The organism is Psittacicella hinzii, assembly GCF_003585935.1.
In the GTDB taxonomy this organism is placed as follows: Bacteria; Pseudomonadota; Gammaproteobacteria; order Enterobacterales; family Psittacicellaceae; genus Psittacicella; species Psittacicella hinzii.
The window spans coordinates 1-19,428 of record NZ_NRJG01000012.1 but is presented as its reverse complement, the minus strand read 5'-3'; the positions used below and the strand labels follow the sequence as shown (position 1 = coordinate 19,428).

The window sequence follows — 19,428 nt, the reverse complement described above, 5'->3', positions numbered from 1 at the left end:
CTGTACAGTCTGAACACATAAGCACACTCCTTATGAGAGGCTCAAATTATGAGAATAAAAATCTCGGTTAATTGAACAATTTTTTACTTTTGAATAGGCTCTTCCTCGAGGTTGATAAATTTTTAGGATTAGAATTGGTTTTTTAGTTTGAGAAGTTTGAGTTTGAGAAGTTTTTTAGTTTTTTGTTTAGTCTTACGACTTGTAACGTTGAGTTTTTTAGTTAGTTAAAAAAGGTTTTTATTTTAGTTTGGTTTTTAGTTTGGTTTTGGTAAACAACAAACAAGTGTTTTTATTAATTGGTTGCTTTTGGTTTTTAGTTTAGGGTGGTTAATGGAAATTTTTACCAACAGTGTCTGATTTTGAGGTTGTATTTGTTTTTATTAGCTTATTGGTTTGGATAAGCTAGACACTTGATCTCAAGCATAAGTTTGCATTATTTCTAAGAGCCATATTTATGAGAGAGACTGAAAAGATATATAGTTCTGCAGAAGTAAATTGTAACTTAGCATGCTTGATCTGGTTGGTTAAATAATCCCATATTTTTATTATGGATATACTTTCTATTAGTGATAGGTTTTACCTATCAATTAAAACTAAAGAGATTTGAGAAGAAGTGGTAGTTTTAGGCTAATAGAATTACGCCTTAATAAAAACATAGTGCAAATTTAAGGAAAAACTAGCTAGTTTTATCGCTTAAAATCTTAAATTTAAGCTTGGTTAGGGCTAAATTTAAGCGCTTAAGCCTAACTAATTTTGTTAAATTTGGCATTTATTGTTTACATGTATATATTAACCTAAACTAGCTGTTTTTCGTGAAAAATTTACATTGGGTATATTTTGCTTAAGTGCGGCTAGTTCCTAAAATTGCTTAGACTTTCCTCATTGTTTTTGATTGGTTTTAACCTTTTACCCTATTTATCAATTTATTAAACAAAAGCCTCCTCTAAATAAGTGCGATAGGTAAAAGCTATCACCTGTAAAATTATACTTGACTAAAAAGTAAGTGATAATCATATGCACAAGAAAAAATCCCTAAGATAACTTAACATCTTAAGGATTTACAGACCGATTTTATGCTATATGGAAGTATATATGTGTGTATCCCAAGTAGGTATACGCGGTAATTGTTACTTTGTGGTACAACTCACTAATAGCCTGAAGCGATAAAATAAAAAAAACAGGTCAATATAAATATAGTTAGATCTAGGAGATTAGCAAAAGCTGGAATATTGACCTGCTTCGGACTTTATTATGACTAAAGTAACAAATAACAGGAGAGGACAGGTATAAGCAAGGTAGCAGTAACAGCAAAGTGTCTAATGAGTTGTCGTAAAAGGATGATGAAAGTTATTCACAAGAGTTACCATTAAGAGCTATATCAACTTACGATTCCTCGGCAAAACTAATATCCTTGCTTACCTTTATTTACAGTAAGTACTCAACTACGAGCCTTACTCACCTCTAAAATCTGGACACAAAAAATAAGCGTAAAACACACATTGGAGTTTTTAATATATGACGACGAGGGAGTATTTTACGCTTACCTTGGTTTTAATATGAATTGATGATTCGCATACCATCAGTTTTAAGGTCTTAAAGAAAATGAAGATTTGAACTTTAATAGTTTGGGTTGAATGGTTAGTTTTACTTGCTTGCCTTTATTTGTCTTGCCAAACAAGACAACTTAGAGCAAACTCATTTAAACAAACCACCAAACTAGCTTCAAGCTTCTTGGTCGTAAAAAATGGGTGAATCTTTTTAGATCCATGCCACAAAGTGGCGTCTAGTGTAAGCTCAATCAAGGGATGCACATCTTAATCTAAGATTAAGCTGTGCACAGCCCTCGACAAGCCGAGCTTTATGAACTAAAACATTATTACGTATCAGTTAGTATTTAGTTGCTTTTCGTTAGGCTTACTTATGCTTATGGCTACTCATAATGATTGCAAAACCGCTAAGATCACAGCCCCAAGAATAAGCGAGATTATTCTTTTGTAAATCTAGTGATTAATAAGTGTGCCTAAGGATAGACAACTAAATACTAACACATATACTAACTTTGCTTTAGGTTGGCAAAATAGGATAGATAATAAGAAAACCAACTAGTTAATATTAAAGTGGAGAGGTATTAACTACCAGCTTTCAAGCTTACATTTACGATACTCAAACTTACATCCACAAGCTGTTTAGGTTAACCTGCAAGAATTAAGCTACTTAAAGATTTTAAAAACTCAGAGGTAATAAAGCTTTTAAAGTGCTAAGTGCTTAAAGAATTTGGAAGGCTCTTGCAGTAAGTTACTTGTGGTAAGGTTTTGAGCTCAACTCTCATGGGTTAGGTAAGAGCTGCTTGCTTCTAACTAACCAATTAACGCGATCACCCATCTTTTGAACTGTGGTTAGGTAGCTAACCTTAGTTCATCAAATGTATTTTCTTTGTTAAAGGCTTGTTACTTATTATCGTCTCTAGTTCCTTAAACGTTCGACCCAGTTGCTATAAAAAAGGCTTTTTTAACTCAGATTAGTTAACATTCAAGTGTGAGTTACAGTTTTGTGGTTAAAAACTTTAACCTTTAGGGTTTAAGGGAACTACAGCTTATAGTTATTCTGCCATTACCATCATAAAGCCAACTATGCTACCTAGAATTGCTAAAGCCCCAAATAGAGCTCCGACGCCTCTAGTAACACCAGACATAATTTTTTCTTTGGCCATACGAGTAAAGATACGGCGACGTTTTGGAGCAGGCACAATATCTGCAAAACTTTCTAAAGCTAACTCACCGTGAGAAGATGGAGTAAATTCGTGAGTTAGACTTTCATTGTTTACAGCTTGTTCATGGGTTAATTCCATTACCGGCTCGTTATTGTGTTGTGGAACTTTTGGATCTAAAGTTAAAGGATTTCTATCTAATACCATAACAATTCTCCTATAAAGATTGCCTCAACAACGACATACTTAAAACAGTTGTAATCACTAAATTTTAAGTTAATGTTACCCGCCTTAGCATCTAGCAAATTAAAATTAACCTACTCGACACCTTGGACACCAATACCCTTGCGCTGCCAAGGATTGTATTGGGGGAGTTTACACAGTAGCATGTCTCACCACCTCAGCGCTAAAGATTGCGATTAAACCTAACTTTAACTTGGAAAAGCTTAAGTGGTTTCAAGTTGATGTTTGATTGATTTTTTCCTACGTTTGATTTGGGCTTAAGTTTAGCTTTTATGTTGCTTAGGTATTGGATTTATTATGTAGCTTGCTTATATTTAGTTTGCTTATATTCAGCTATCTTAGAGTTAGCGTATATCTAGTAGATATGCTAACTAAATCTAGCTGATATGTGGTAAAAGTATGGTTAAAAGTTTTTAATAAAAGCTAACTAACGTAGTTAATGTGAATCTTAAGTTGGTTAAAGTTAAAGTTCGGTTAATGCTGGTTCTTGCTTAGATAACTTATTATATTTTTATCCATAGTACCTATGCTTAATCAGCATTGTAAGTTTTATTTCTAAGAAGCAAATTCTTACTTATCTAGCGATATAAATCAAAAGAAATCAATAATCGCCAAAGCAAACTCTTTGCTCTAAAAAATGAACCTCGAAAATTAATCTGCTTTCCTTATACTTTTATTATATGAATATTTTTTTTCTTGCCAAATAAAGGTAACGGATTTGTGTCACCGATCACACATTTTTTGCAGCTTTAGAAATTTTGATCCAAACGAACAAGGATTTTTGCGTAAAAGTGTGAAGTATGCACATAATTAACCATAATTTGCGTAATCCTATAGAAATTTTTGAAACGCAAAAAATGAAAAATAAATAAGTTTTTCGTAAATATTTTTTAATTTTAGGATTAATTATTTGGATGAATTATTTGGATTAATTATTTTGTGGTGGAATAAGAGACCCGTGCTGTGAGATAAGTTCTTGTGGTATTAGACTAAGTATGAGATCTGGGATATTGATATATCAGCATGTGGAATGAAGTTGAGATGTGCTCTGAGAGATATGAGGTGTAATCATTTGCGGAATAAAAAAATAAGCCACGGTGCTTTACGCCGTAGCTTATAGGTATCTACAATAGAAGACCAAATGAATGGATCTTTGCATATCTCAACGAATCGTAATAATGTGCTTAAGATTATTACGACTATTTACCAATCGTATAAAGACAGGGTGTCTATGGTTGATCGCAATTGGCTTTAGCGACTAACTACACGATTTAGTAAATACTGTAGGGCTAATCTATGGCTATTTACATATTGTAAATTCGCACGCGCTTGGTTACAAGCTTGTTTATTGTGTAGATTAGCTTGACGAATTGTATCTAGATGCATGTTATAAGCGATATCTACAGCTGTAACTTCTTCTACTTTGGCAGTGTTGTATTGGAAGTCAGCATAAGTATCACATGCTGCAACAATTTTTTGTCCTGCAGCAATAAAGTCATCTAGAGAAGCGGTTTCATTTAGACCTGCCATAAGAGCAATTTGCGCAAAACCTGGTACTTGCGCTAAAAGTTCTTTTTGCGCCGCATTAAGTTCAGTTTTTACACTCACATTAGGAATGTTAAACTGTGTCTTTTCTGCACTTACAGAGCTAAAATTATCTGTGGTAAATTCTGGAACTTGCGCTTGAGCAACTTTGCTTACTGCTGGTTTAGCCTCTGCATTAGCAGTAGCACTTTCTTGAGTATTTTCTTCAGTGCTTACGGCTGGAGTTTCTTCTTTGCTAGGACTAAAACCCGCAAAAGAAACTTTAGTTGCTTTTTTCGCAGGAGCGGCTTGACTTGCAACAGATGAGCTTGCAGCATTTGTAGCTTTATTCTCGCTAGCGCTTTCAACTTTACTTGCAAACTGTACTTTAGTACTAGTTGGCGCAGGAGTTGCAGCCGGCACAGCACCCGTTTCAAATGGGTTAGTCGCTTGCGCTAACATAGTACCATTGGTTGCATATGTAGCGTCTGGGCGATTGTTTGCCAGAATTTTATTAACTTGTTGACTTACACTTGGAGTGTAAACTAAAACTTGATTTGGACCGATGTAGTATGAAGCACTTTCTAAAGTTAAACCATTACCACTAGCTAGCGTTAAATGATTCTGTAACGCAAATGGTTCCATGGTTGCAACTTTATATTGATTATTCGTATTGGCTGCTACTAAGTATTCTTCACCTTGATTTAAGGCAATACGCTGTTGTTCTACAACTTTACTGTTCGTAGCTTGTGCAAGTTCATCACTATCATCGATAGCACGGTATACTGCTTGATACGAAGCATCGTTATCACTAGCTTTATCTAAGCTTGCCATATACTGCTCGTAAGCAGCTTGGTTCGCTTGAGCTTGGTACTCTGCTTGCGCTTGTACTAATTCACGTACGTTTACACCTAAACGATTTAGGACTGCAGTTACCGGAATTAATTGTTGTTTGTGTGTATAAGCATTAGCTAAACTTAAAGAAGCAGTAAATACTCCTTGCTCTGGTTTAACTAAAAATGCTTGTAAATCTTGACTTGACCAACGATAAAAATCTGCCATTACTTGTAGATCGTAAAGCAGACCCCAAGAGCCGTTAGCAACTAAACTTGGGTATTGCGCAATAAATAAATTTGTTCCTAAAGCATTAGCTTGCGCTACACGACTTGCTAGTTCAGCACGATTGTCGCGGAAGAAATTTAATACTGCAGGTACGCTCGGAGCTGTATAAGGTAACACCTCTTCTTGCTCTTGCTGTTCTAAAGAATTAGCAAAGGTTTGAATTTGCTCTTGTACTGTAGGTTGTGCATCCGCACTACCTTGTGCAAAAGCTGGAGTTAATCCTAAAGTTAAGCTCGTAGCTAATAAGAAGGCACTTACTTTCCCTAAGTTTAAAGTAAAATGACGAGAACTGTTCATAGATGTTGAGAAATAAAAGAAGCAATTATTGTAGATAAACTCATGATTAGCATTAAATTAAAGCACGTGAGATATGACTGAAGAACTGACATCAATAACTATTAAATATCTTAGAAGACTTCTTGCAAAGTTTAAGACTTCTCTTAAAGATTGATGAGATTTCTTGTAAAGTTTGTTGAGATCATTTTGATTACCTATCTTCTTAAAAAGATTTTGCATAATCTTTTAAAAGATAGATTAAAAAAAAACAAACTTTGAATCTTTATTAATAGTTAGCTAATCAGAGTAGATTTGTTTGAGAATATAAAGCGTTGAATATAGAGGTATAAACTTCTCAAGGTAAGCAGCCTTGGTTTATAAAGTTTAGCTAAGATTTAGGTGAGGTAGTAATGCTACCAACCTAAAAGCACATAAATTTTAGCTAAAATTTATAAAGCAATAGGGGATAAAAAACAGGATTAACAGCTAAGTTTAGCCAAGTGACTCGTTACTTAAGCTGTCTCGTTACTTAGTTGATTCGTTACTTAAGTTTAAAGGTAGAGTTTAGACAACCACGCGCTACTTGCACTTACGATTCTTAAATTATATGAGGCAATAAAGATCGTGGGTTTGCTTTTAGCACCCATATCTAGGTGTTTAGGAGACTGGGAGTCTAGGAGACTAAACACTATATCCAAGACATAGCCTCTTAGTTTATGTTGCTTCTAAACTAATCACTATAAGCTAAACTTAGCTGTTAACCACAGAAACAATGATTACAAAAAATCTCAATGCATTTAATGTAAAAAACACATCGACTTTTATCTAAAATAAAAGTCTAACTTCTATCTGGAATCATGCAAGCATTAAAGTTCCCCAACTTTAACGTTTACTGGCTTAAACCTAATCTAAAAGGCAAGTACTTACTTATGATTTTCTACTTAGAAGGTCTAAGTAAAAACATCTAGGATGGCATTACTATCCATAAGTAAGAAAAATTAAGTTTAAGTTTCCAGATGATTTTGGGAAAAAGCTTTCCCAAAACTAGGAGATTACACCATTTAAAATGGTATATCTACGTAAGCTGTTAAACAGTAAACTTTAGAGTTTTTTGTGTAAAAGTATTAAAAAGTGAAGATTAAAATACTTGAACTATGACTTAGCTTGAAGAATAAGCAGTTTGATACTTGACTATGATCTGACACATTTATTTAATGTAAATGCTGAAATTAAGTCGCATTAGTTCTATGGTGCACTTAAGATAAGTACAGATAGAATAGGCTTAATAAAATGGTCTAAAACCGTAGGCAAGTTAGTTTGAGGCCGCATTTAGGTAGAAAAATTTCCTTCGACTATAAAGATCCTTCTAGACTCAACTCTCCTAGAAGTTCTGGATTTGGCAAACGCCGAAGTAAAGTTACCTTTAATTCTTAGGATAAAATTTAGCAAAAAGACTAAAAACGAATCTTTTCTACACCTTACTGGCAGATAAGGGGAACGCATTAAATAAAACCCTAGATTGGCAGTCTAGTGAGGGCAAAGCATATTCTAAGTCCCAAACTGCTGTTTAATCTATTTGTTTTGCAAACTTTAGCCTAAGCAATAGCTTAAGATTTTATCTTGTTGAGCAAAGATATAGTCAAACAAAAGCGTAATATATGTATTTCAGCAAAATCCTTGCTGTATTGCTTTTGCACAAAAATAGTAAAAATATTAATGAATAAGATTTTTCTAGGAAATCACTTATTTAAGCTATTCTGGGGAGAAAGAACTATGTATATAGTAACTAAAGAGTAACTATTAGTTCTTTGAATAAGATCTTAAAATAAGTCGAAGCTGTATTTTTATACTAGAACTATAAAGATAGTCGTAGTTGTAGGTGTCTACAAAAAATACATGCGGGGAGTTATCTTAACGATAACTAAAGGCAGCCAGTTACGGTTTGCTTTATATTAGAGAAGAATAAAGTTCTAAAAAGTTAGAAACAACCATTGTTGCCTTGAGGTAAATGATTTAAATAACTTGGTTATTTAAATGGCGATAATAATTTTATATTTGTAAATAAGACAAATCTTTTTGAGAAAAGTTTAAATAAAATAAAAACTTTCTTTTAATTAATAAATTTATTTTTTAATCTTACTTTTGATGATGTTCATATTATAGCACTAAATCGCAAAAAATTACGTTTTACGTTTAACAATTTATAAATTTATTCCTAAATGCTTATAAACTAAGATAAATTTTTTTCGCGACCTTATCATGCTTGTCTTTTTTACGTTTTAACTAGTAACAAACGAAACTTGCAAATGATAGATTTTGGTAAGTTTATGTGACCAATCAGAACTAGATAAACCTAAACTTAAATTGTAGTTAACTATAAATAGTATTAATGTAAGACTTAAAGAGTTGATAAAGGGGAGTACGTAAAAAATAAACAGGAGTTGAGAACTTCGATGCGCAGTCCTAAAAATGAGAGGCACTTCATAACACGTCCTAATATCAAAAAAACCGCTTAGATATGCAATTGAAGCATATCTAAGCGGAACGAAACTTTATTACATTAAAACATCTATCGAGGCCAATCTTTTACAAATTACTTGGTCTCTGGTTGATACGTGCAAAATTCTGAGTAAATTTTTTTCGGGAGGTGGAAAATGACATCTACGTAATAAAAAATTTACTTCATATCAATATTACCAAATCAAAAACTCCAATCATTTGGGGCTACCGCACCATAAATTTTGCATAACAAAAAACTCCAACATGCGATTCAGACTGCGCATAACGTTGGAGTTTTTCTAAGCCAATTCAATAATGTATCAATACTCATTGAATAATCAAATTATAGCATAGAGTTAACCGGATATATACGGTGTTAAGTAGTTTTTTAACTTTTATGACCCTTGCATAGATTTGAGTATTGATAATTAGAAGAATTTAGTTTTTTCAGACAACCATAACTACAAACGAATGGTTGTCTGAAAGTAACTCTTATAGTTTAAAAACTAACCTTAGTTCAGACAACACTAGGTATAAAAATAACTAGAGTTAACTAGATACTTACTCTTAGTTTAGTTTGATTAAAAACAACTAGTGATAATTAGATACCTACTCTTAGTTTAAGTATTGCTTAGCTGTTTTTAATAGTGTACTAATCCCTATACGACTTGCTGTGAATAACTCATTGGCTTGCGCAAAGTCCATATCTGGTGTTAAGCCGTATAACTCTAATACTTTATGTAATTGAGTAATTGTACGTGGGAGATATTTAAGGATTAGACGATTAATCGGATCACTATCGTCTCTGAGATCTACAGCTGGCTGAGTATAAACCACACGCTCAACTAGATGACAGAGTAAATCTCCACGTTCTAGTTCATTATGTAATTTAAGTAATGGTTCACGACATTCATCAGGAATTACACTTAAGACATAAGTCCCTAAACAGTAATGATCACGTCCATGTTTTACCACATTCGGCTGTAAGTGATTATCTTTACCGTCCGGATCATGGGGAAAGTTTACTTTGCTCCAATTTAAGTAGCGTTGGTAATCATGCTTAGCACTTAGTGCATCATCAAATACCATCTCTAAGAAGAGATATTTATTGTCCGTACGTGCTAAGAGTTCGGCAAGTTTATCTCCATCATAGAAATGAGCTACCATGAGTTCTTTCCAGTCTTCTGGATACACATATACTACATGAGTATCTACTAATAGAGTAAAAGCGTCTAAGATTGTATCTATATCGCATTTACTTTCATTGCGAATATTACGTAAGATAATTGCCCAATGCACACCACGCATTACTGGTAGTTCTTTTACTACTAAAGTAATTAACTCTATCCCTTGAGCACAAAGCTTACCAATCTTAGCCGCAACTTCTTGGATTGGTGATTGATAGAGTTCTAAGAAGTACTCTGTCTTAGAGTGATATGGGATTAAAGTAGTGGTAATGATCTGGGTATTTGCTTGGGTATTAATCTGTTTATTACCCAGCGCGTTATCTAATACATTACCTTGTACCTTACCATGAGCATCAATAAACTCTTGCGCATTAAAGCTAACTTTAGCCTGAGGATCTTGTAGCTCATAATGTGGTAGTAAAGCCTGCAACTCTTGGACATAAGTATCAAGTTTAGCCTTAAGTGCTTCTGGTAATTGGCTTAATAAAGGATTAAGCATGAGGTGTTCTCCTGTTTATCTAGTTTGTTCTAGATTGTATGTTAAAACCTCCAAGTGCAGCTTGGAGGTTTTAACTTGCAAGGATTAACTATTGTTCGAACGTATTATCGATTATTCGTATTGATTATCGATTATTCATTAATCGCTTGAATGGTTTTTAATGGAATTAGTTTGTTCTCAAACGCATTTAATACTGCATCTAATTCAGGAATGGCATTACGTACGCCTTGTTGTTGAATTTTAATTGCAGAAGTTAATGCCGAGATTTGTACTACTTTCGATAGATCCCAACCAGCAGCCACGCCATAACAGAATGCACCGTGGAAAATATCACCAGCACCTGTAGTATCTACAGCTTTTACATCATATGCTGGGTAAGCAGTCATTTGGTTATTAGATAGATAAATACCACCACGTTCACCTAAAGTTACTACTGGGCAGTTACCTTCGGCACATAGGCTGCGAATTTTTTCTAATGCTAAAGCAAAGTTATTAGAAGTTAATGGTTCGCCAATTAAACCTTCAGCAAACTCTTCTGAAGATACACAGAAGTCTACTAATGGTAATAGTTTCATTACTGGTTCTTTAACCGCATCTGCATCTAGCACTACATAACGATTATTTACGCGAGGAATAAAGTATTCACTAATTTCTAACTCGTGACCGTCTACTAAGATAATGTGTTTTTCATCAGAAGCATTTAACTTGTCAATTAGTTCATCTAATTTAGCGTAGTCTGCACCAGTGAAAGTTTTTGCACCATTGTTTTTGTGCGTCACAATCGTACGTGCAGCAGTTTGTGCACTTACAACTACAGCTGATAAAGGTGATACTTGACGTTCGTTAATTACAACGTGATCCGTATTAACCCCTACAGCTTGGTGTTCAGAAATTAGTTTTTCACCATAGATATCATTACGTAAAGTCGTAAGGATATAGGTTGGTGCGCCCCATTTACCAGTTACGAATGCAGCATTACCAGCTGGGCCACCGCCTGATTCCATAAATGCGGTAGTGAAAGTTTTTACGTTCTCTGCTGGAGTTTTTTCCACAAAGAAGAATTGGTCATAACAAGAAAGACCGATATGTACTATCGCCATACTATATCCTTTATTCAGGGGCAAATAATTCAGTGAACTAAGCATAAGGCTAAATTAGCCTTAGCAAAGTCTACTCCTTATCGCCCTATAGTAAGCGATATCATCTAAACTATTTGCAATTATCAGGTATAAAAATTGTTCCTTAGTGTGTGATCTGCATTAGAAGTATGCAGCTAGAGAAAACTAAGTATGTTTAACCTTAAAAGAGCAGTTAAAGCGTTAAGAAGTTAATAACTAATTATTACGATTTGAAGCTCTAATTAAGCCTAGTTAAACATAATTTTCTCGAAGCATATTATACCGCTTTAGCAAGATTAAGGTGCTAAAAACTTATAGTTAAGAAATAACATATAAGCCCCTAATACCTCATCAACTAAGGATTAGTCAGCATCCTTAAACAGTACCTAGCATATCTACAACTGTAAAACATAAAGTCTACAACTGTAAAGCACTAAACTCTAAAGGATGCTCTGCGAGATAATCTTCTACCTCTGCTAGTTCAGGTATCGCATTGCGCACGCCTTGTTGAGTAATTTTAAGCGCGGAAGTAGTCGCTGCAACGCTAATACAACGTTGCAAATCCCAACCAGCCTCTAAACCATAGGCAAAAGCTCCATGAAAAATATCACCAGCTCCGGTAGTATCAACTACTTCTACTTTTTGAGCACTAAACTTACCATAGTAAGCTTCTTTTGAGTTTAGGTTCTCTTTTGTAGCTAGACTATCCTGTGCAGCAAGACCATTTTGTGCAACAAGGTTATTTTCTGCAGTAAGGTTGTCACTGTGAGCAATATTATTGTTGGTTAAAGATTGAACTGCGTTACTAAGAGTTACAGGCGTGCGGTAAATACCCCCATGTTCCCCTAGCGTAATCACTACAGTAGCTTCAGGAGCGGCTAAGCTTGCTACCATATCTAACGCTAAACGATAGCTCGCTAAAGGAAACTTATCAGTTTTTAAGCCTAAAACTCCTAAAGAAAAATCCTCACTACAAACGGCATAGTTAGTTAGCGGTAAGAGTTTGTAAAGAGCTTGTTTGGTTGAACCGGCATCCATAATTACACGTTTACGTTGTAAACGTGTAATTACATATTCACTTAGGATTAACTCATGTCCGTCAACTAATACTATATGCTCTTGTTCTTGGGCATTGAGTTGAGCAATCAGTTCATCTAACTTCGCAAAGTCAGTAGCTGTAAGTTCTCGCTCATCTGTAACATTCTTATAAGTAACAATAGTACGACTACCATTTGTACCACAAATTACTACCGAAGCTGTTGGAGTAATAAAATCAGGACTTTGTAGAATGTAATTCGTATCTATGCCAATCTCTTGGTATTCTACAATCAGATCTGAAGCTAAAAAGTCTTGCCCTAAGGTCGATAGAACATAAGTTGGAGCTTGCCACTTACTAGTCACATAAGCGGCATTGCCTGCTGGTCCACCACCGCTTTTTAGTAGTTTATGAGCATAGGATTTGTGATTCTTTTCTGGAGCTTGAGGAGTATAAAATAAGAGGTCTCCTACTGTTAGTCCAATACATACTATTGCCATAACAACTCCTTAGACTTATCTGTAAGTCTGAGTGTAAGGTAAAAAGGGTTATGCGAAAAAAAAGTAACCTTTGTTGCCACTTTAGATTCATATTCAACAAAAGGTTACTTTCAATCAAGTTCAAAATTTGTATGAGCCAAGGCGGCTAAAAAATCAATATTACAATTTAAAATCTTAAATTTTATATCCGAGTTTTAGATCTGAATTTTAGATCTAAACTTTCTAGTTAAGATAGTTGGCTTAACTAGAAAGTTGTCTTAAGCTTTATCTTGAGATTGCTTTTAAGCTTTCTCTTTATCTTGAAATTTCTCTTAGTCTTTGTCTTGAGCTTTCTCTTTATCTTTCGGTAAGCATTCTTCGTAAGGTAGAGTATCACCTACTACTTTCACTGATTTGATAAAGCTTGGCACAATTAGCGCAATCAGAATTAGCACTGCTAAACCATAAACTCCGTATGAACCAAACCAATCAATTACCGCTGAAAGAGTAATCCCCCAAACAATAAAATCTACATCAGAGAAAGTTGTCGCTTCAAAACCAAGAGTACCTAAAGCTGGTAATAAAAATGCAGGTAAGAAAGCAAGTAACAGACCACCAATAAAGGCTCCAACAATACAACCTACTTTACCTCCAAGTTTATCACCGTAAATCCCTGCTGTTGCTCCACAGAAGAAATGCGGTACCATGCCAGGAATGATCAGCGGTAAACTAAAGATTCCAAGAATCCCCATGCCAATTAAACCACCAGCAAAAGAACTAATAAAGCCAACAACTACGGCTGTTTGACTATAGGTGAAGAATACTGCACAGTCTACGGCTGGAATTGAATCTGGGATTAGTTTTTCGGAAATACCTTGGAAAGCTGGTACAAGATCAGAAAGGATTAGTTTTACCCCATTGTAAACAATAGCTACCCCTACGGCAAAGGTTAGACCAGCGAGAATTGCATAGACTACTAGGTTCTGATCAGTAATGGTTTGCATATAGTCACTACCAGCGACAATACAAACAAAGAGGAAAATAAACACCATTACTACCCCTGTAGTAATAGTCGTATCACGTAAGAAGCCTAGTTTGTCACTAATTTGCACATTAGCAAAAGAGTTGTGACGATTACCAATACGTTTACCTATAAAGGCTGCTAAGTAGTACTGCAGTGAACCAAAGTGCCCCATAGCAATCCCATCATCGTCACTTACTACTTTAGTGTATCTTTGTCCGATAGCCGGAGAGATCGCAGACCAAGCTCCCATGAAGAAGCCTCCAAGTACAACTAATTCAACCCCTTTTAAGCCTGAAGCTTGTAATACAGCTGACATTAAACATGCCATAAAAAAGGTGTGATGTCCGGTTAAGAAGATGTATTTGTACTTGGTAAACTTAGCAATGAGTAAGTTGAATACAAAGCCCACAAGAAGAATACTCATAGTTTCTACTCCAAGCACTTTTTGGGCAATAGAAACTATAGCTTCGTTATTTGGGACAACTCCTTTAATGTGGAAACCAGCTTCAATGATTTGTCCAAGCGGAGTTAGTTGACTCACTATTACATTCGCCCCTGCTCCGAGCATTAAGTAACCAAGAATAGGCTTAATAGTTCCGGTTAAAAGCTTATTGGCCGGAGAGCGTAAACATACGAGCCCCACAAAAGCAATGAGCCCCATTAAAAATGCAGGCTGACTTAAAATATCTTTTACAAACTCTAACATAGTTTGCCATCCTTGTAACTAAGGTAAAACGATGAGGGCTATTAGCTTAAAGCTAATAGCACTCGCTCCAAGTAAGCGTTTTTAACTTGTTTAGCTCGTTAATGCTTTGTTGCTTACTGACCTTGAGCAACTGGTAAGTCATAACGAGTATTTAACAAGTTAATGGTCTATCACGAGACAATAACTAGTTAACAGTCGAAGGTTTTATTACCAGACTAAAACTAGTTAATTGTCGATAATTAGTGTTACTAATTATCTCCAAAGACCAAGTTACTTATTCTTTAGTTCTAACAAGGTAGGCAAGATATCTTCTTCAAGTTTAGTTGCATTGGTATAGCTACGAATGGCTAGAGCTTTAAATCCTTGCGCTGCTAAATCGCTAGCCATATCAGCCATGGTTAAATATAAATCAGCTTTTTCGGCCGGAGCTTCAGAAAAAGCACATTGTGCAACATCTGCTTCAATGCCATGAGTTGCACAAATCTTTTTCACTTTAGTGGCACACATTAATGAAGAACCTAAGCCATTACTACAAACAGTACGAATTTTAAGCATAAAGCCTCCTATTTGGCTATATTTGCTTGAATGTTAGTGACAAACTCTTGTAACTCGTCAACCGAGTCAAAGTCCTTACTACCAATACCAGCGTCAATTAATTCTGAAACGAGAGTGAGTAGTTCTAAGTGCTGGGTATTACCAGTCGAACATAAACCTATAGCTACTTTTACCGGATCATATTCTGGATGCTGAAATATTACTGGACTACTCAAGAGAACAAACACCAAGCCGTTTTTTAATGCTCCGGTTTCTGGACGCGCATGAGGCATAGCTATCCCTTCATCGAGTACTATGTAGTTGCCATGTTTGTAATAGACATCTAACATAGCTTCGGTATAGCTGGTTGTTGCTAAACCATGACTTTCCATTAAAGCGCCAACGCGCGTAATAACCTCTGTAGGAGTTTTACAACTTATTGCAGGTGCAAATATAATGTCCATCCAACCTCCGTTATTAATTTAAATTGGGCTCGGATATTTGGTAGTAAATTCTGCTATTTATTATAAGAAGCAGCTCCTTAAATTCCTAAGGATTGGGCGATTTTGTGCCGGATCTGTGTCACGAGTCACACTTTTTTTTCACCAAAACGTAAAAGTTCGGTTCTACGCGTAAGAAAAACGACACAAGAAAAGTAATACACAACTACTTGTACGCTGGAGGCACAAAAAAGATCCCAAGAAATTTTCTTAGGATCTTTGCATCTTATGACAAATAGATTTGTGATCGAACATCTACGATAAAGCATAATTAGTATTACTATCAAATATCTAGCATTACAGCTTAATATTTAGCATCACTGTCTAATATCTAGCATAACAGCCTAATATTTATCATTATTATCTAATCAATCACTTCACCTAAACGTTCACGTTTATCTTCTAATTCTAACCAACGAGTTTGTAACTCATCCATTTGTTCTTCTTTTTTCACCACTAGGGCTGAAACTTCACTAATAGCATTGTAATCTTCTGGATTTAAATACATTTCAGCTAACTTAGCATGTAGAGCTTCAATTTCACTTTGTAGCTCATCGATAATCGTTGGTAAAGTTTTTAAATCTTGTTTTTCTTTGTACGATAAACGCTCAGTACGATTTTTAACCCAACCGCCTTTATTCTCTTCAGCGCTAGACGAACCTTGGTTAGCTGCGTTTTGCAGAGCGGTTGCACCTGATGTAGAAGCAGAAGTACCTGCTGCACCATTTACTGCAGTGTTCGTATTAGTACTGCCAGCATTACCATTAGCTGCAGCCAGTTTAGCTTGCGCTCGTTGTTCTTTTGCAAGAGCTTGCGCTTGTTGCTCAGCAACAATTTGTGCATGACGTTGGACGTTATCGCTGTAACCACCTACGTATGGATAAATCTGTTGATTTTCCATAAACCAAGTTTCTACAGCTACGTTGTCAATAAACGAACGGTCGTGCGATACGATAATAATCGTACCGTCATAATTCGACACTAAATCTTCAAGTAATTCTAAAGTTTCAATGTCTAGGTCGTTGGTTGGCTCGTCGAGAACAAGGAGGTTAGAAGTTTTAGCTAAGATTTTTGCTAATAACAGACGATTACGTTCACCACCAGATAAGCTTGAGACTTTAGCTCGTGCTTTTTCGGCAGTAAACATAAAGTCACCTAAATAACCAATGGCATGGCGTACATGTCCATGCACATAGGCTTCTACTTTACCGTCAAAAACATTATCAATCGCAGTCTTATCTAAATCTAATTCCGCACGTAATTGATCAAAGTAAGCAACTTGGAGATTAGTTCCTATATGTACATGCCCTGTTGTCGCTGGTAGCTCTTGTAATAGCACTTTAATAAGCGAAGATTTACCACAACCATTGTCTCCGACAATGGCAATGCGGTTTTTAGCAGCAACACGGTAAGTGAAATCTTTAAAGATTTCTTTATTGCCTAAAGTTAGACCTACATTATCTAACTCGAACACTAACTTACCACTACGGCTCGTCGTAACTTTTACTTCACCAAAATCCGTAAGTTTGCGCATGTTTTGGGCTTCGACACGCATGGCTTTTAAGGCACGCACACGTCCTTCATTACGCGTACGACGCGCTTCAATGCCACGACGAATCCATGCTTCTTCTTTTGCTAATTCTTTAGCAAATAGAGCATTCTGATTGCGTTCGTCTTCTAGACGTTTGTCACGGTTTTTTAAGTAAGCAGCAAAGTTACCAGGGTGTTCGTAGATATGTCCACGATCAAGCTCTACAATGCGCGTAGCCATATTATCCACAAAACTACGGTCGTGCGAAATGAACACTACCGCACCAGGGAAGCCTTGGAGTACTTGTTCTAACCACTGGATCGAACTAATATCTAAGTGGTTAGTCGGCTCATCTAATAAAAGCACATTCGGATTAGCAACAAAAGCTTTAGCTAATTCGATGCGTCTTAACCAACCACCAGAAAATGAAGATAGCTTAGCATCAACCGGAATGCCTAGTTGCTCCATCACTGCAATAATCTTGCTTTCAACCGACCAGTAATCATGCGTACTTATTTCGGCTTCAAGTTGGGAAATGCGTGCGGCTAATTCTGGACTGTGGTTTTTAGCATAAGCTTCTAAAGCTGCTTGGTGTGCAGCTAAAGTGTCAACGGCTTTTTGTGCCCCTTGACTAACATATTCATAGGTTGTGAGATCTAAACGCTCTGGAGGATCTTGACGTAAATAAGCAATTTGAACGTTGTTTTCTAAAATTTTACTCCCAGCATCTAAATCTTCAGTGCCGCGTAAAACTTTAAGTAGTGTCGATTTACCTGAACCATTACGTCCCACAATACATAGACGTTCATGCGGTTCAATGCTTAAGTTAATCTGATCAAGAATTACATGATCCCCAAAACTTAAGCTAGCATCGGTTAATCTTACAATCGACATGCATGCTCCTGTTTTTGGACATAAAAAAATTGCTGCAATCTAGTGCAGCAATTTTGCGAAAAAACTGTTTGTTATTCTCTCGCATAGTGTTCAACTATGAAGCTAGACAACATAAACGACTTATCCAGCTAGCTACATCTAGAAAACTATAGATTAATCTTCACAGTAACCGATAGCAGTTACATTACGGAATTTTTGATCAACTTCAAAACCATAACCAACCGTGAATTTATTTTCAACTTCGAAGCCAACCCAGTCAACTGGCACTTCTACTAAACGGCGTTCTGGTTTGTCACAACATGTCACAATATGTAAAGATTTAGGATTACGGTCTAATAACATTTTACGTACTTTATGTAACGTATGACCTGTATCGATAATATCTTCAATAATTAACACGTTTTTTCCAGCAATGTCTGTATCTAAATCTTTTAAGATTTTAACGTTTAACGTAGATTCTGTACCTGAACCATAAGAAGATACAGTCATAAAGTCTACAGTTAACGGCACACTCATTTCACGCGTTAAATCTACAAGGAAATATACGGCACCACGTAGTAGACCTACGCAAAGTACATCTTCACCAGGGTAGTTTTCATTATAGAATTTTGAAATTTCTTCACCTAGTTCAGCGTTACGTTTTTTGATTGTTTCGTAATCAAACCAAACATGGAAATTTGATGGAGTATGTTGTTTAACTGTCATGATTATAGATTCCAGATCGAGTGAATAATGCGATTATTGTGTGCTTGCTATTATAAACTAAATTTAAGTTATACGCGTAGGAATTTACCAATTATTTCGTTGCCATTACTTTAAATTTTTACTTTGTGGTCATCATATGGTGCATAACTTTTGTATTTAGCAAACAACACTTCATCTCAAGAGCACATTAACCAAAGGTATGTAAACTAGCAACGATAATCAATTACCAGATTACATAGTTTCAAGTTTACCATCTGGGTTTAGCAGCCAGTATTTGTAGTACTCCAACTGTTGTCTGCGTAGTTCTGCTTCCTTTTCTACAACTTCTTTTAATTCGAGCATCGTATCAAGAAGGTGAGCAATACGTTTTTGTTCATCTAAAGAGATAACAGGAAACGGTATATTTTTTAATAATGGCAATGTCAACTTAGAACGAGTTGGATTATTAACAAATGGAGTAAAGTTTAAACTTCTCAGATAATGATATGCGAAGTTATAGTCTAAAACATCTTCGATCGGTTTAACAATATGCACATGATCGTTTGCCCAAAATCTACCTGAGAATCTACGCAATGAATATGGATAAAGACTAGTTGAACCATCTTGAGCGATTAATAGAAACTTACCGTCATGTGTATAACCATCAACGTAATCAATGATCCCATTAGCACCTTGATATGGAGTTTCTCCTTTAATTCTTGATAGTGCAGGTACTGCTTTTCTATATCGGCTATGAATTTCGCAGACACTCTCTAACTTTTGTTTTGGTAAGTTTGCTAGAGGTAGCATAAATTTATCCAAAGTATGCCAGTATAAAGAATTAAGAAGTTTAGCTTCTCTAGAT

At 35.6% G+C, this 19,428-nt stretch carries 11 protein-coding genes; all 11 read right to left on the bottom strand.

Annotation, left to right across the window (positions count from 1 at the left end):
- Positions 1-2,599 precede the first annotated feature (2,599 nt).
- Positions 2,600-2,914 carry a hypothetical protein gene (locus CKF58_RS00715; protein WP_119530076.1) on the bottom strand — a complete coding sequence of 105 codons (315 nt, stop codon included), beginning with the start codon at positions 2,912-2,914 and terminating at the stop codon, positions 2,600-2,602.
- Positions 2,915-4,201: 1,287 nt separating this feature from the next.
- Entirely contained in the window at positions 4,202-5,893 is a 1,692-nt protein-coding gene (locus tag CKF58_RS00710) for a hypothetical protein (RefSeq protein ID WP_119530075.1), read from the bottom strand.
- Positions 5,894-8,986: 3,093 nt separating this feature from the next.
- On the bottom strand, positions 8,987-10,057 hold the full coding sequence (locus CKF58_RS00705) for a hypothetical protein (protein ID WP_119530074.1): 1,071 nt from the start codon (positions 10,055-10,057) through the stop codon (positions 8,987-8,989).
- Between the two features lie 131 nt (positions 10,058-10,188).
- Entirely contained in the window at positions 10,189-11,157 is a 969-nt protein-coding gene (locus tag CKF58_RS00700) for a carbohydrate kinase family protein (RefSeq protein ID WP_222987629.1), read from the bottom strand.
- A gap of 435 nt (positions 11,158-11,592) precedes the next feature.
- Positions 11,593-12,711, bottom strand: coding sequence for a carbohydrate kinase family protein (locus tag CKF58_RS00695; protein ID WP_119530072.1), 1,119 nt, complete (start codon positions 12,709-12,711; stop codon positions 11,593-11,595).
- Positions 12,712-13,022: 311 nt separating this feature from the next.
- On the bottom strand, positions 13,023-14,420 hold the full coding sequence (locus tag CKF58_RS00690; protein WP_119530071.1) for a PTS ascorbate transporter subunit IIC: 1,398 nt from the start codon (positions 14,418-14,420) through the stop codon (positions 13,023-13,025).
- A gap of 270 nt (positions 14,421-14,690) precedes the next feature.
- On the bottom strand, positions 14,691-14,975 hold the full coding sequence (locus CKF58_RS00685; RefSeq protein ID WP_119530070.1) for a PTS sugar transporter subunit IIB: 285 nt from the start codon (positions 14,973-14,975) through the stop codon (positions 14,691-14,693).
- Positions 14,976-14,983: 8 nt separating this feature from the next.
- Complete coding sequence (locus CKF58_RS00680; protein WP_119530069.1) at positions 14,984-15,418, bottom strand: PTS sugar transporter subunit IIA; 435 nt, start codon at positions 15,416-15,418, stop codon at positions 14,984-14,986.
- 400 nt (positions 15,419-15,818) lie between these two features.
- Positions 15,819-17,879 (bottom strand): ATP-binding cassette domain-containing protein, encoded by a 2,061-nt coding sequence (locus CKF58_RS00675; protein ID WP_119530068.1) that lies wholly within the window; start codon positions 17,877-17,879, stop codon positions 15,819-15,821.
- A gap of 153 nt (positions 17,880-18,032) precedes the next feature.
- Positions 18,033-18,584: a hypoxanthine phosphoribosyltransferase gene (gene hpt, locus CKF58_RS00670; RefSeq protein WP_119530067.1), complete on the bottom strand. Its 552-nt coding sequence runs from the start codon at positions 18,582-18,584 to the stop codon at positions 18,033-18,035.
- 231 nt (positions 18,585-18,815) lie between these two features.
- Positions 18,816-19,428, bottom strand: a 613-nt coding sequence (locus CKF58_RS00665) for a restriction endonuclease subunit S (protein WP_119530066.1), incomplete at its 5' end; no start/stop codon positions are given.

What these genes read in the sequence shown, in the direction of transcription:
- CKF58_RS00715 (WP_119530076.1), bottom strand. Translation starts at nt 2,914, where the DNA reads ATGGTATTAGATAGAAATCCTTTAACTTTAGATCCAAAAGTTCCACAA.
- CKF58_RS00710 (WP_119530075.1), bottom strand. Translation starts at nt 5,893, where the DNA reads ATGAACAGTTCTCGTCATTTTACTTTAAACTTAGGGAAAGTAAGTGCC.
- CKF58_RS00705 (WP_119530074.1), bottom strand. Translation starts at nt 10,057, where the DNA reads ATGCTTAATCCTTTATTAAGCCAATTACCAGAAGCACTTAAGGCTAAA.
- CKF58_RS00700 (WP_222987629.1), bottom strand. Translation starts at nt 11,157, where the DNA reads ATGGCGATAGTACATATCGGTCTTTCTTGTTATGACCAATTCTTCTTT.
- CKF58_RS00695 (WP_119530072.1), bottom strand. Translation starts at nt 12,711, where the DNA reads ATGGCAATAGTATGTATTGGACTAACAGTAGGAGACCTCTTATTTTAT.
- CKF58_RS00690 (WP_119530071.1), bottom strand. Translation starts at nt 14,420, where the DNA reads ATGTTAGAGTTTGTAAAAGATATTTTAAGTCAGCCTGCATTTTTAATG.
- CKF58_RS00685 (WP_119530070.1), bottom strand. Translation starts at nt 14,975, where the DNA reads ATGCTTAAAATTCGTACTGTTTGTAGTAATGGCTTAGGTTCTTCATTA.
- CKF58_RS00680 (WP_119530069.1), bottom strand. Translation starts at nt 15,418, where the DNA reads ATGGACATTATATTTGCACCTGCAATAAGTTGTAAAACTCCTACAGAG.
- CKF58_RS00675 (WP_119530068.1), bottom strand. Translation starts at nt 17,879, where the DNA reads ATGTCGATTGTAAGATTAACCGATGCTAGCTTAAGTTTTGGGGATCAT.
- hpt (WP_119530067.1), bottom strand. Translation starts at nt 18,584, where the DNA reads ATGACAGTTAAACAACATACTCCATCAAATTTCCATGTTTGGTTTGAT.